12 protein-coding genes and 1 pseudogene are annotated in these 12736 nt (G+C 69.5%); 8 read left to right on the forward strand and 5 right to left on the reverse strand.

Annotated elements, in window-relative coordinates:
* Positions 1-77 precede the first annotated feature (77 nt).
* Positions 78-596, forward strand: coding sequence for a hypothetical protein (locus AB0D57_RS30905; protein WP_362080271.1), 519 nt, complete (start codon positions 78-80; stop codon positions 594-596).
* A gap of 170 nt (positions 597-766) precedes the next feature.
* A complete protein-coding gene (locus AB0D57_RS30910; RefSeq protein ID WP_362080301.1) occupies positions 767-1252 on the forward strand; it encodes a DUF2199 domain-containing protein in 486 nt (161 codons plus the stop codon).
* A 78-nt stretch (positions 1253-1330) separates the two neighbouring features.
* Here the strand turns inward: AB0D57_RS30910 and AB0D57_RS30915 are convergent.
* Positions 1331-1548 (reverse strand): annotated as a pseudogene (locus AB0D57_RS30915) (IS110 family transposase); the annotation flags it as partial.
* A 659-nt stretch (positions 1549-2207) separates the two neighbouring features.
* On the opposite strand from AB0D57_RS30915, the gene chvE reads away from it, so the two are divergent.
* Entirely contained in the window at positions 2208-3290 is a 1083-nt protein-coding gene (gene chvE, locus AB0D57_RS30920; RefSeq protein WP_362080274.1) for a multiple monosaccharide ABC transporter substrate-binding protein, read from the forward strand.
* 205 nt (positions 3291-3495) lie between these two features.
* On the opposite strand, the gene AB0D57_RS30925 is transcribed toward chvE, so the two are convergent.
* Positions 3496-4452 (reverse strand): zinc ribbon domain-containing protein, encoded by a 957-nt coding sequence (locus AB0D57_RS30925; protein ID WP_362080304.1) that lies wholly within the window; start codon positions 4450-4452, stop codon positions 3496-3498.
* Between the two features lie 27 nt (positions 4453-4479).
* Positions 4480-5052: a cob(I)yrinic acid a,c-diamide adenosyltransferase gene (locus AB0D57_RS30930; RefSeq protein WP_362080277.1), complete on the reverse strand. Its 573-nt coding sequence runs from the start codon at positions 5050-5052 to the stop codon at positions 4480-4482.
* A gap of 231 nt (positions 5053-5283) precedes the next feature.
* On the opposite strand from AB0D57_RS30930, the gene AB0D57_RS30935 reads away from it, so the two are divergent.
* From AB0D57_RS30935 to AB0D57_RS30945, 3 genes are all read left to right on the forward strand, one after another.
* A complete protein-coding gene (locus tag AB0D57_RS30935) occupies positions 5284-6132 on the forward strand; it encodes a 3-hydroxyacyl-CoA dehydrogenase family protein (RefSeq protein ID WP_362080280.1) in 849 nt (282 codons plus the stop codon).
* A 144-nt stretch (positions 6133-6276) separates the two neighbouring features.
* Positions 6277-6600, forward strand: coding sequence for an STAS domain-containing protein (locus AB0D57_RS30940; protein WP_261707178.1), 324 nt, complete (start codon positions 6277-6279; stop codon positions 6598-6600).
* Between the two features lie 282 nt (positions 6601-6882).
* Positions 6883-9468 (forward strand): ATP-binding protein, encoded by a 2586-nt coding sequence (locus AB0D57_RS30945; protein ID WP_362080284.1) that lies wholly within the window; start codon positions 6883-6885, stop codon positions 9466-9468.
* A gap of 110 nt (positions 9469-9578) precedes the next feature.
* On the opposite strand, the gene nucS is transcribed toward AB0D57_RS30945, so the two are convergent.
* On the reverse strand, positions 9579-10250 hold the full coding sequence (gene nucS, locus AB0D57_RS30950) for an endonuclease NucS (RefSeq protein ID WP_362080286.1): 672 nt from the start codon (positions 10248-10250) through the stop codon (positions 9579-9581).
* A gap of 243 nt (positions 10251-10493) precedes the next feature.
* Between nucS and AB0D57_RS30955 the strand changes: the two genes are divergently transcribed.
* A complete protein-coding gene (locus AB0D57_RS30955) occupies positions 10494-10886 on the forward strand; it encodes an SCO5389 family protein (RefSeq protein WP_362080289.1) in 393 nt (130 codons plus the stop codon).
* A 123-nt stretch (positions 10887-11009) separates the two neighbouring features.
* Here the strand turns inward: AB0D57_RS30955 and AB0D57_RS30960 are convergent, their stop codons facing one another.
* Entirely contained in the window at positions 11010-12038 is a 1029-nt protein-coding gene (locus tag AB0D57_RS30960) for an LLM class flavin-dependent oxidoreductase (RefSeq protein WP_362080292.1), read from the reverse strand.
* Positions 12039-12258: 220 nt separating this feature from the next.
* Between AB0D57_RS30960 and AB0D57_RS30965 the strand changes: the two genes are divergently transcribed.
* Positions 12259-12600, forward strand: a complete 342-nt coding sequence (locus AB0D57_RS30965; protein WP_362080295.1) for an ATP/GTP-binding protein — start codon at positions 12259-12261, stop codon at positions 12598-12600.
* The last annotated feature ends 136 nt before the right edge of the window (positions 12601-12736 follow it).

Consider the following 12736-nt stretch of genomic DNA (forward strand, 5'->3'; position numbering starts at 1 on the left):
TGGCCGGGTGAGCGCCCCAGGGAGGCCGGAAAGGCGCCGCCTGCCTCAATGTCGTACCCCGCTTCTATGCTCCTGCGATGACATCTTACGAAGGCACGCACCCCACCGTTCTCGTCCGGGTGGGTGAGCGCCACGCCCAGATCGACGAACAACTCGCACCCGCGATCCAGGCGGCCTGGGAGTGCGGCTTCGACACCTTCACCTGCTGTCAGGACCTCGCGGAGAGCAACGCGGACTGGCCAAAGAAGCTGCCGCACATGGCGGAGTGGGTGGAGTCCCGACGCGGCTGGATGCTCATCGACTTCCCGGTCGACAGCGGACTCGCCTTCCTCTCCGCCGTGGCGAACGCCGGCCCGCGCGACGCGTTCTACGTGCGGATGACGCACTGGGCGGCCCCGGACGCGTGGGACGTGACGATCAAGCCGATGGACGCGGCCATGTTCAAGGAGGACCTCCCGTCGCGGTTCCGCCTGCAACTGCTCCAGGTGAGCTTCCCAGCCTCCGACCTGCCGGAACTGACCCGGCGCCTCCACGATCACGCCGCAGGCCGCTCGGTGCCGCCAGCCCCCGCCGACTGGAGCACTGTCGGCCGTTAGGTTCTGGGAGCACCGGGGCGGCTCCGCCTGAGCAGATGGCCCGCCAGGCAGCGGACGGCAGGGGCTCCCGCCCGAGGTGGTAGCGGAGCCCGTCACTAGGCTCCAGCACCATGACCAGCGATCCCGGATTCACCTGCACGTGCTGCGGGGCCCGCCACCCTGAGCTGCCGATGAACTACACGGCCGAGGCCCCGGCCGTGTGGGATCCGGCCTTCGCCGGCGCCGACGACTGCATGCTCTCGTCGGACCAGTGCGTGATCCGCGGGCAGCACTACTTCGTCAAGGGCCTGATCGAGATACCGGTCATCGGCAGCGACGACGTGTTCTCCTGGGGCGTCTGGGTCTCGCTCAGCCGCGAGAACTTCTCCCGGGCGGCGGACCTTTGGGACAGGCCCATCCGTGAGGCTGAGAAGCCGTACTTCGGCTGGCTCACCACCGACCTGCCGGTCTACTCGACCACGACTCTCAACCTGAAGACGCATGTCCACACCCGCCCGGTCGGTGAGCGCCCCCGCGTCGAGCTCGAGCCCACCGACCATCCCCTCGCCGTCGAACAGCGCACGGGGATCACCCTGGACCGCGTGCGGGAGATCGCAGCGGCCGTGCTGCGAGGACCAGGAGGAGCGGGCCACCAGGCTCGGGACCTGGATCGGTAACCAGCGGAGCAGGGCCGCGACGCTGGCGCCGGAGCGCGTGGAGCAGTCGTCCGCGATCGGGATGCGCTGGGCGTAGACGGCCTTTCGCAGCACGGTCGGGGAGTCGTAGCGTTCCAGCAGCCAGGTCACGGCCTGGTGGGCCAGCCGCGGCCCGAGCACGCGCTCCAGCGAGGGGGGAACCGGGTAAGCAGGCCGCACATCCGGTTGGAGGTGCGGGTGGCCTCGGCTGCGAGGTCCTGGTCGAAGCCCGCCACAACGGTCAGCTCGGCGGTGATCTCGTCGGTCAGCTCCAGAGAGCAGGCTGCGCCCCATGCACCACGGCCATCGACGCCAACCGGACAGACACCAACACCTGGATCACCGACCAGGTCGCAACGGCGTAGACCGCCGAGGACGGAAGGAGCCGGGCGGCCGCGCCCTCCCCGGCTCTTCGCCGAAACCGTTCCCGTTCGACCCGTTGACACCCGACACGCTCCCTTCTATTCTCGCGCCAACATGCCGATCATGTAACGCGATTTCGAACGGCCGAGAGGCAAGTGTCCTGCGCATTCCCGGAATCAGCACATGCGTGGCCGAGATGCCGAAGCACACTCAGACGTGTACACAGGTGCACGCTGGTAAGGAGGGCACCGGAGTCGGCGAGACCCAACTTCCGGCCCTCATCGGCGCCATGATCGGCAATCTGCGGGCTTGCGCGCCGCCTGAGCACAGACTCGGGAACCCTCGCGGACAACCTGAGGACCCATCACCTCAGTGCATGTCGGCGGAGGTTCGCTTCCCGTAGCGCATGTACACCAGGACCCCGGATGACCTCGGGGGCTACATGTGAGGCCGAGAAGCCGCCGAGCCGCTCCTCAGCGGCGCACCGCTCTGCTCGAGGTCCGGTCCACCCCTTCACCACCTTCCAATGGATACGTCCTCCTCTCAACGACGAGAAAAACAAGGAACGATCACCATGCACAGCCGAAGAGCCATCCTCGCCGGATCCGCCTCACTCGCCCTCATCCTGTCCGCCTGCGCCCAGAGCAGTGGGGGTGAGGGTCTCTCCAAGGGGGGCACTGTCGGCGTCGCCATGCCGACCCGGACTTCCGAGCGCTGGCTCACCGACGGCAAGGGCATCATCGACGATCTGCATGCCAAGGGCTACAAGACCAAGCTTGTCTACGGCGAGGACAACCCGGAGAAGCAGGCCTCACAGATCGCGAGCCTGATCAAGCAGGGCGTCGATGCACTGATCATCGCGGCCATCGACAACAAGTCGCTGAACGACGTACTCCAGCAAGCTGCCGACGCGGACGTCCCGGTGATCTCCTACGACCGGCTCATCCTCGGTACCAAGAACGTCGACTACTACGTCTCCTTCGACAACGAGCAGGTCGGCCGACTCCAGGCCCGCTACATCATCGAAAAGCTCGGTCTGGAGGACGGCAAAGGCCCCTTCAACATCGAACTGTTCGCCGGCTCAAGCGACGACAACAACACCAGGTACTTCTACGAGGGTTCGATGCACCTCCTGCAGCCGTACCTGGACAGCAAGCAACTGGTCGTCCAGTCCGGGCAGACCCAGCTCGACCAGGTCACCACGCTGCGCTGGGACGGACCCACGGCGCAAAGACGCATGACCAGCATCCTCACCCAGTCGTACAGCGGCCAGAAGGTCGACGCGGTCCTGTCGCCGTACGATGGCATCTCCCTCGGCATTCTGTCGGCGCTGAAGTCAGACGGCTACGGCTCCGGCGGCAAGCCCCTACCGATCGTCACCGGGCAGGACGCCGAACTGGCCTCGGTGCAGTCGATCATCAAGGACCAGCAGTCACAGACCGTCTACAAGGACCTTCGCGAGCTCGCCAACGTGGCCTCGACCATGGCCGACGACATACTCAACGACAGGAGGCCGGTGCTCAACGACAGATTCTCCTACAACAACGGTGTGAAGGTCGTGCCCGCGCACCTGTTGCAGCCGGAGACTGTCGACAAGAGCAACTACGAGGAAATTCTGGTCACGGGCGGCTACTACACTGCCGCTGAACTCAAGTAGCCGCACAACCCTGGCGCACGGGACCGACACGAAAACGACCCACAACTGGGGCGGTTCATTCGCTCAGCCGGAACATCTCGGCTGTTCATGATCTCTCATGGAGAGTTGAATCGGCTGCGCACAGCTCATCCCAGCTGGTGCGTCCAGCCGTGCTTGTCCTCCGCCGTGCCGCGCTGGATGTCGAGAAGGGCGTCGCGGAGCGTCTCTAGAACTCTGTGTGTGCCTGTGGTTTCCAGGCTTTTCGGGCGCGGCGTGGCCGTGTGCGGTTGCCGTCCGGTGGTCCGAACCTCGGGGTGAGGGGGTGGACTTCGGTGGCGTGCAGGTGGTGGAAGCCGGCCCGCTCGGCGGCGCGGGTGCGCCGCCGACAGGTTCTGCGTGAGAGCCGTACCCGGCCGGACCGAAGAAGGTCTTCTCCGGTCCGGCCGGGTGCGGGTACTCCATGACCTGGCACCGGCCTGAATGCTGCTGGTGCCTGGATGTCATGCCCCGCCGGACGCTGGACTGCCCCCGTGGCGGGGGTGGTGGCGGGGACCGTACGCGCATCGGGCATACGGCGGGAAGTCTTGTGGCCCGGGGCCTGTGCCGGGGCAGCACGCCGGGCACCTCGGTGCCGGGCGCTCCTCGGCCTGCTGGGGGTGGGGCGCTGCTTGCCCGGGGTGGTCTTCGGTCCGCGTGGCCGGGTCGGGGCGTGCTCTGTGTGGCGTTGTCGGCGCAGGCGGCGGGTGGTCTTCTTCGGACGCCTCACCAGGGCCACGGTGCCGTCGATGGTGGTGCGGATGGTCCGGGCGTGGGTGGTGCGGTCGGTGGTGGTGTGGGCCTGGGCGAGCAGGCCGCGGGAGACGATCCGGCGGGCGGCGGCGTGATCGCGGTCCATGGACAGCCCGCAGCCCGTGCAGTGCGCCCACTTCCAGCCGCGCTCGGCGAGCCGGTCGGGGGCCGGGTGGTGGGTGAGGGTGTTGAGGCAGCCGGGGCAGAGTTTGGAGGTGCCCCGGGCCGGGACGGTGACCACCGCGATCCCCGTCTTCGCACCCAGGTGCCGGAGTGCGGGCAGGGCACACCGGACTTGGAGGCTTCCCGCACGGCTACCCTGCGGCAGGCCGAGGAAGGGTGCGACCAGGCCCTGACGGGGTCGCAGGAGCTCACCGCGGACGGTGAGCTCCAGGAGGTACCTGAGAGGCGCCGGGCGGGGTCAGCGCTCCCCGCCCGGCACCCACAGCACGTCGCCCGTCTCCTTGTTCGCGGTGCGGGCCAGGATGAACAGCAGGTCCGACAGGCGGTTGAGGTAGGTCGCGGTCAGGGGGTTCATCGCCTCCGCGTGGACCTCGAGAGCCGCCCACGTGGAGCGCTCTGCCCGTCGTACGACCGTGCACGCCTGGTGCAGCAGCGCCGCGCCGGGTGTGCCGCCGGGCAGGATGAAGGAGCGGAGCTTCTCCAGCTCGTCGTTGAAGCGGTCGCAGTCCGCCTCCAGTTTGTCGATGTAGAACTGCTCGACGCGCAGGGGTGGGAACTTCGGGTCCTCGACCACCGGCGTCGACAGGTCCGCCCCGACGTCGAAGAGGTCGTTCTGCACACGGGTGAGGACCGAGACGATCTCCTCGTCGAGCCCGCCGAGCGCGATCGCCGTCCCGATCACCGCGTTCGCCTCGTTGGCGTCCGCGTACGCCGAGATCCGCAGATCGGTCTTGGCGACCCGGCTCATGTCCCCGAGGGCGGTGGTGCCCTGGTCGCCGGTCCTGGTGTAGATGCGCGTCAGATTGACCATGACTCCAGCGTAGTTTCGCCCCGGCCGTCCGCCCACCATCGGCCGCGAGACGGACGACCTGTTGGGTGAGGGGGTGCTCAACTACGCCGTGCGGGACAAGGGGTGAGCCATCCGGTGTGACGTCCGTCAGATGAGACGTGACGCGCATTACTTACCGGTCACACCGGACCTCACGAGCGCTAGTGTCCGCCCGAGAGACAGATATAAACAGCGCGTCAGGGGAGTCGCACAGTGGCACGGAAGCTCGCCGTCATCGGAGCCGGACTCATGGGGTCCGGTATCGCTCAGGTGTCCGCGCAGGCGGGCTGGGACGTCGTTCTGCGTGATGTCACCGACGAGGCGCTGACCCGCGGCCTCGACGGCATCAAGGCCTCGTACGACAAGTTCGTGAGCAAGGGCAAGCTGGAGGCGCACGACGCCGATGCCGCGCTCGCCCGTATCTCCGCCACCACCGACCTGGACGCCGCCGCGGACGCGGACATCGTCGTCGAGGCGGTGTTCGAGAAGCTCGAGGTCAAGCACGAGATCTTCCGGGCCCTCGACAAGATCGTCCGCGATGACACCGTGCTCGCCTCCAACACCTCCGCGATCCCGATCACCAAGATCGCGGCGGCCAGCGAGCGCCCGGAGCGGGTCGTCGGCGTGCACTTCTTCTCGCCGGTGCCGATGATGCAGCTGTGCGAGCTGGTGCGCGGCTACAAGACGAGCGACGAAACCCTCGCCACCGCACGGGAGTTCGCCGAATCCGTCGGCAAGACCTGCATCGTCGTCAACCGTGATGTGGCCGGCTTCGTGACCACCCGCCTCATCTCCGCGCTCGTCGTCGAGGCGACGAAGCTGTACGAGTCCGGCGTGGCGAGTGCCGAGGACATCGACCTCGCCTGCAAGCTGGGCTTCGGCCATGCCATGGGACCCCTCGCCACGGCCGACCTGACGGGCGTGGACATCCTCCTGCACGCCACCGGCAACATCTACACCGAAACCCAGGACGAGAAGTTCGCCCCGCCGGAGCTGATGCGCCGGATGGTTGACGCCGGTGACATCGGGCGTAAGAGCGGGCAGGGCTTCTACAAGCACTGAAACCGCACGTGCCTCTCGCGTGTCACCTCATGGGGTGAATTCGGTATCGGTTCGCTTACAGACGGCAACCTGACCGCCACTCAGGCAGTCAGTCCTTGCACATCCACAGACACGGAGTACGAGAAGCACTCTCGGGGAGCGCATATGTACATCAGGGGCGACCACGCCGAGCTGGTCGTCGGGGGCCGCCTCGACGTACGCAGCGCGGCGGACGCCCGTACGGTCCTGCACTCGGCCGTCGACGACGGAGCCGGCGACCTGGTGCTCGACCTGTCCGAACTGGACTCCTGGGACGCCACCGGCCTCGGTGTCATCATGGGAGCCCACCGACGGGCCGGGCGGTGCGGCCGAAGGCTCGTGCTGCGCGGCGTACCACCACAGATGCAGCGCCTGCTGGTGGCCACCCGACTGCACCGGATCCTGGCCATCGAGGGCGGCATCGGGGTCGAATCACTGCCCAGGGTGTGACCGCGTACGCGCCCACAGCGGCGTACCAAACACACCTCACGCACAATCCTCACGAAGCTGTGACGTCTCGGACGGCGCGGCACCCCGCCCGTTCATAGATACTGTGCGAAGGTTTAGGGTTCGGCTGCCCGCCGCCCGAAACCCTACGAGCGGGCACCGGACCAGAAGCGACAGCGCAGTGTGCAGCAAGGCCGGGAGGGGCCTGGATACTGTCGCCGGACTCCCGTCTGCCGCGAGTCCGGCGACAGCACCCGCACACGACGCTTTTGGGGGGCTTGGAACATGGACCCGAACAACCGGGGACCCGAAGAGTACGGCCATGACGACGACGGCCAGGCGCCCCGCTCGCGCCCGCCGCGCGACCCGCTCACGGCCGACCTGGGCCCGAACACACCCGCACTCGCCCGCACCGTCCAACTCGTGTCGGGCGACTACCTGCTCACCGTCAACCCCGTCGACGGCAGTGAGATCGAGGTCTGCCCGCCGGGGGAGCGCCCGCCACGGCCCACGAAGTTCAACGCCGCCGAGCGCGCCGAACTGAACCGCGCCACCCGCCCGCCCGTACCGCCGGGACCGGCCCAGTCCCGACTGCCGCTCCTGGAGCGCGAGGAGGAGCGCGAGCGGCTCGTCCGCCTCCTGGCGCGCGGGCGCTCCGTACGCCTCACCGGCCCCGCGGGCTCGGGCCGCACCAGCCTGCTCGACGCCGTCGCCGACGACTGCGCGGACCTCGCACCCGACGGTGTCGTACGCCTCAGCGGGTACGGGCGCACGGCGAGCGACCTGCTCCACGACCTCTTCGCCGCCGTCCACAATGCGCCGCTCTACCGGCCGGATCGGGACGAACTGCTCGAATTCGTCCACGGCATCGGCGCGGTCGTCGTCCTCGACGACGTGGAGATCGGCGGCAGCGCGCTCGACGAACTCCTCGACGCCACGCCCGAGTGTGCCTTCGTCATCGCCGCGACACCCGACGTGCCCGCCCCGTCGGCCGACTCGCTCCTCGAGGAGGTCTTCCTCGGCGGACTCGACCGCAGCGGTGGTCTCGAACTGCTCGAGCGGGCCGTCGGACGCGTCCTCACCGAGGAGGAGTCGAACTGGGCGGCCGACCTCTGGTTCGAGTCCGAGGGACTTCCGCTGCGCTTCGTACAGGCCGGGGCGCTGCTGCGGCAGCGCGACCAGCAGCGCGTCGAGTTGAACGCCGTCGACGAGTACGGCCTCTTCGCGGACGCGCCCTTCGATATGCCGGTGGACGCGCCCTTCGACGCCGTGGACGGCCCCGAGGTGCCGCTGCCCTCGCTCGCCGAGGGCGCCGCACCCGCCTCGCTGCTCGCGTCCCGGCTCAGCGAGTCGGCCCGCGCCACCCTGCGGTTCGCGGTCGCGCTGGGCGGCGAGGTGCCGCACCAGACCCATCTGCCCGCCCTCGTGGACGACACCCACGCCGACGCCGCGCTCGCCGAGCTGGCGAGCTGCGCGCTGGTCTCGCCGGTCGGCTCCCGCTACCGGCTCGCGGCCGGTGTGCAGGCCCAGCTGGAGGCCGCCGGCTATGCCGACGACCTGGCGGAACAGGCGCGCGCCGCGGCCCAGCACTACACCTGGTGGGCCGGACATCCCTCGGTCACCCCGGAGCGGGTCTGCGCCGAGGCCGACGCCCTGCTCGCCGCGCTCGCCGTCCTGGTCCCGCTCACCACGGCTCCGGTCGACGAGCAGGACGAGACCCTCGCCGTGCAGCTGGCCCGCACGGCCGCGCCCGCGTTCGCCGCCGGCCTGAACTGGGGCGTCTGGGAGCGTGCGCTGCGCTTCGGCGCCGAGGCCTCCCGGCTCGCCGGTGAGGTCGGCGAACAGGCCTACTTCCACCACGAGTTGGGCATCCTCGCGCTCTGCGGCGGCCAGCTGGACCGGGCCCGCGCCGAGCTGGAGGCCTCCATCGGGCTGCGCGGCGCCCTCGCCGACAAGCGCGGCACCGTGGCGGGCCGCCGCGCCCTCGCGCTGGTCGCCGACCGCTCCGGAGCGGTGCTGCCCGGCGGGCTGCTGCCGGGCGGCCGTACGGCGGCGGGCGAGGAGGTGCCCGACGCACGGCACGAGGAGTCGGCGTCGCCGCCCGGTGGCGTACCGTCCGCGTTCGCCCTCCAGGAGCCGGGCGGTGAGCCCTCGACGCTGGTCACCCATCGGGCCGAACCGGGTCCCGCGTCGAAGCGCGCGGGCGTCGCGGGCGTCGCGGGTCGGCTGGTCAGCGGCACCCGGCGCAACCTGGCGGCCGCGGGCGCGGGCGCGCTCCTGGCCGCCGTGCTCGGCACCGTGGTGACGCTCGGCGCGACCTCGAACAACAACACCGACGACCCGTCCGAGAAGGTCGGCGTCAACCCCTCGGCCAGCCAGGGCGCCGATGACGACAGCCTGGGCGCGGACAAGGCGAAGAAGGACGACGGGGGCGGTGGCGGTGGGAGCGACACGGGCGCGGTGAGCGTGCCGACGGATCCGGGTCCTGACGGCACGTACGGGACGTCGGACGACCCGACGCCTCCGGTCAGCAGCGGTCGGCCGTCGGACGATCCGAGTGGGACGCAGGGGTCAGGCGATCCGTCGTCCCCGTCGACGACCAAGCCGCCGTCGACGTCACCGACGACCAAGCCGCCGTCGCCCACGTCGAAGCCGCCGTCGCCGACGCCGACGACCAGTGCGCCGCCGTCGCCGACGACCAGTGAGCCGCCGTCGCCGTCGCCGACGACCGAGCCGTCCACCTCGGACTCCGCCAGTGGCCCCGCCTCCAGCGTCCCGGCGAGCACCACCGCCAGTGCCCCGGAGAGCAGTGCTGTCAGCGTTCCGGCGAGCAGCAGCGCCGCCGGTTCGCCCAGCGGCCCGGTGATCTGAGAGCACGGCAGAGAGGAAGGGAGGGCCGGGTCCGCTGACGGGGACCCGGCCCTCCCTCCTTCTTGGCCGTTTGAGTCAGATTCGTGCGCGTCGAGGCACGCGCCGGAACGTCAGAACAACCGCAGCTTGTCGTCCTCGATGCCGCGCATCGCGTCGTAGTCGAGGACGGTGCAGCCGATGCCGCGGTCCGTGGCGAGGACGCGGGCCTGCGGCTTGATCTCCTGGGCGGCGAAGATCCCACGGACCGGCGCGAGGTGCGGGTCGCGGTTCAGCAGCTCGAGATAGCGGGTGAGCTGCTCCACGCCGTCGATCTCGCCGCGCCGCTTGATCTCGATGGCGACGGTCTGGCCCTCCGCGTCACGGCACAGGATGTCGACGGGGCCGATGGCCGTCATGTACTCGCGGCGGATGAGCGTGTAGCCCTCGCCGAGGGTCTCGATGCGGTCGGCGAGGAGCTCCTGGAGGTGCGCTTCCACGCCGTCCTTGATCAGGCCGGGGTCCACCCCGAGTTCGTGCGAGGAGTCGTGGAGGATCTCCTCCATCGTGATGATGAGCTTCTCGCCCGCCTTGTTGATGACGGTCCAGACGCCTTCCTCGTCGCCCGAACCCTCCTTCAGGGTGCAGGGCGGCGACATCCAGTTGAGGGGCTTGTAGGCCCGGTCGTCCGCGTGGATCGAGACGCTGCCGTCCGCCTTCACGAGGATGAGGCGAGGGGCTGACGGGAGATGGGCGGTGAGCCGGCCCGCGTAGTCAACGGAACAGCGGGCAATGACGAGACGCATGGTCGGCAACGCTACTCGACGGGCAGAGGTCCACGCGATTCGCCCTGGAAGACGCCTGTTCGGTAGTGGCTGATTGTGTGCCTACTGGGAGTCCACTGTGTGCGCATTCTCCTGGTGCCGTCACCGTCCGTTGCTTACCGTATAAACGGGTGGTCGCGATGCGTGTACTCATCGTGTTCGATATCGCGAATTCCCTGACCTGTCCGGCAACCCCCGAGGTCTGGGGGTGCGAGAGGAGAACCCATGTCGCTCGACGTCTCACCGGCCCTACTCGAACAGGCCGAGCGAGGCGAGGTCGACGAAGCTGAATTCGTCGACTGCGTCCGGACCTCCCTGCCCTACGCGTGGGAGATGATCAGCTCCCTGGTGGCTCAGCTGAAGGTGGACGGCGGCAACTTCGCCGACAACCAGACGCCTCCGCCGGACGAGCAGGCACGTGGCCAGTTGCTGCGTGCGCTCGCGAGTGACGCGATACGCGGCGCGCTGCAGCGGCACTTCGGTGTGCGGCTGGCTTTCCAGAACTGCCACCGGGTGGCGGTGTTCCCACTGGACGCCTCAGTGGACGACACGCTGACACGCTTCACCTCGGTACGCAGTCAGGTGCTGAACCAGTCGCCGGAGTTCCGCGACTGCTGACGCCTTGATGCCGCATTGCTTGCCGCTCCGTACGCGGGAGGTGCATCTGTACCGGGGCGGCAAGCTCCCCGAGGGGCGGGGCGGGTCGCGAGGCGTACTCGCGGCTGTGGACGGGCGTGTGGCTCAGTGGAGATGGGGGAGCACCTCGGTGCCGAGCCGTCGGACGTTCTCCTCCGTCGCCGCGAGGTCGCCCGAGCCCTCGACGAGGAGGGCGAAGTGGGAGATGCCGGTGCGTTCGGAGGTGGCCGCCAGGCGGTCGGCGCACAGCCGTGGGGTGCCCACGGGGTGCAGCCCGCAGAGCAGTTCGGTGTACGCCAGCGGGTCCCGCATCGAGCGGGCGCGGCCGTCGACCGTCACATGGGCGTCCAGACCCTGCTTCAGCCAGCCCGGCATCGCCTTGGTGAGCGTCTCGACGGCGTCGCTGCGGCGGTCCGCGATCTGGCAGACGCCGGCCGAGACATGGGCGGCGGCGAAGATCTCGTCCGTCGGGTGGCCCGCCACACGCGCGTACTGCCGCCACAACGACACCATTTCGGCCTTCTCCTCGTCACCGACATGCATGCCGAGGAGCATCGGCAGCCCGCGCTCGGCCGCGAGCCGCACACTGGCCGGCGAGGTGCAGGCGACGACGACCTCGGGACCTGGCCCACCGCTCAGGGACTCCGACGGCCGTGGGACGACGGGGACTTCACGGAACGTGAACCGCTCGCCCCGGCCCCCGACGGACGGCTCGCGCAGCCAGCGAACCAGCAGATCGAGTGATTCCGGGAACCCCTTCTCGTACGCCTCGAGACCCGAGCCGAAGACCTCCAGGTCGACCCAGGGGCCGCCGCGCCCCACGCCCAGCGTGAAGCGGCCGCCGGAGGTCATGTGCAGCAGCGCGGCCTGTTCACCGAGTGCGACGGGGTGGACGGTGGGCAGCACGCTCACCGCGGTGCCCACGCGGATGCGGCTGGTGCGGCCGAGCAGCAGCGCGGCCAGTGTGACGGCCGACGGGCATGTCCCGTACGGCACGAAGTGGTGCTCGGCCAGCCATACTGCGGCGAGGCCCGCTTCCTCGGTGAGCTCGGCGGTCCGCACCGCGCGGTGCAGTGCTTCTCCCTGGCCCTGTCCAGGGAATTGGGCCGCCAGTACAAAACTTCCAACGTGCATGGTGCTTCCTGCTTCCTCGGCTCCGACGTGGAGCTCCCCCACCGGCATAACCGTCCGACACGTGCCGAAGACACGGCTTGTCGGAGAGATTTGCGGATTGTCTGCAGAATGGGCCGACAGGAGGGCGATCTGTGAGGGTTGGCGGAGTACGCCTACCCTCGCGCGCGCCGCGTAGGCTGGACGAGGCCCCTGCTCCCTGTACAGCTCCGTGAGGTGTCCTGTGTCCCCGCGTCGCAACCGCCCCAAGGGTTCCGACTCGTCCGCCCGGGGCGCGTCCCCCGAAGACGGTGACCGCTCCGAACGGTACGGCGGCTGGCAGTCCACGGAGAGCTGGCAGGGCGAGGCATGGAGCGTGCGCCACGTGGCGGGTGCCAGCGCCGAGGGCAAGACCTACCGATGCCCGGGGTGCGACCAGATGATCCCCTCCGGCATCCCGCACGTGGTGGCTTGGCCGGAGCACTCGGGCGTCGACGAGCGCCGCCACTGGCACAAGGCCTGCTGGAACGCGAAGGACCGCCGCACCTCGAGGGTGCAGCGGTCCCGTAACGCGCCCAGGTTCTAGGGCCTGTCCGGCGGATCACGCCGGAGACGCGGGGCTTGGTGCGCCCATCTGCGGCGTTGTCGTCGGTTGCCGACTCCCCCACTCTCGGCTTCGCTCGAGCGGGGGGACCCCCATCGCGTCGACGCCCTCCTCCGCC

This window comes from Streptomyces sp. NPDC048275, assembly GCF_040652275.1.
In the GTDB taxonomy this organism is placed as follows: Bacteria; Actinomycetota; Actinomycetes; order Streptomycetales; family Streptomycetaceae; genus Streptomyces.

Bases quoted from the DNA above. Each gene is read 5' to 3' on its own strand.
- AB0D57_RS30905 (WP_362080271.1), top strand. From the start codon at position 78: ATGACATCTTACGAAGGCACGCACCCCACCGTTCTCGTCCGGGTGGGT.
- AB0D57_RS30910 (WP_362080301.1), top strand. From the start codon at position 767: ATGAACTACACGGCCGAGGCCCCGGCCGTGTGGGATCCGGCCTTCGCC.
- chvE (WP_362080274.1), top strand. From the start codon at position 2,208: ATGCACAGCCGAAGAGCCATCCTCGCCGGATCCGCCTCACTCGCCCTC.
- AB0D57_RS30930 (WP_362080277.1), bottom strand. From the start codon at position 5,052: ATGGTCAATCTGACGCGCATCTACACCAGGACCGGCGACCAGGGCACC.
- AB0D57_RS30940 (WP_261707178.1), top strand. From the start codon at position 6,277: ATGTACATCAGGGGCGACCACGCCGAGCTGGTCGTCGGGGGCCGCCTC.
- AB0D57_RS30945 (WP_362080284.1), top strand. From the start codon at position 6,883: ATGGACCCGAACAACCGGGGACCCGAAGAGTACGGCCATGACGACGAC.
- nucS (WP_362080286.1), bottom strand. From the start codon at position 10,250: ATGCGTCTCGTCATTGCCCGCTGTTCCGTTGACTACGCGGGCCGGCTC.
- AB0D57_RS30955 (WP_362080289.1), top strand. From the start codon at position 10,494: ATGTCGCTCGACGTCTCACCGGCCCTACTCGAACAGGCCGAGCGAGGC.
- AB0D57_RS30960 (WP_362080292.1), bottom strand. From the start codon at position 12,038: ATGCACGTTGGAAGTTTTGTACTGGCGGCCCAATTCCCTGGACAGGGC.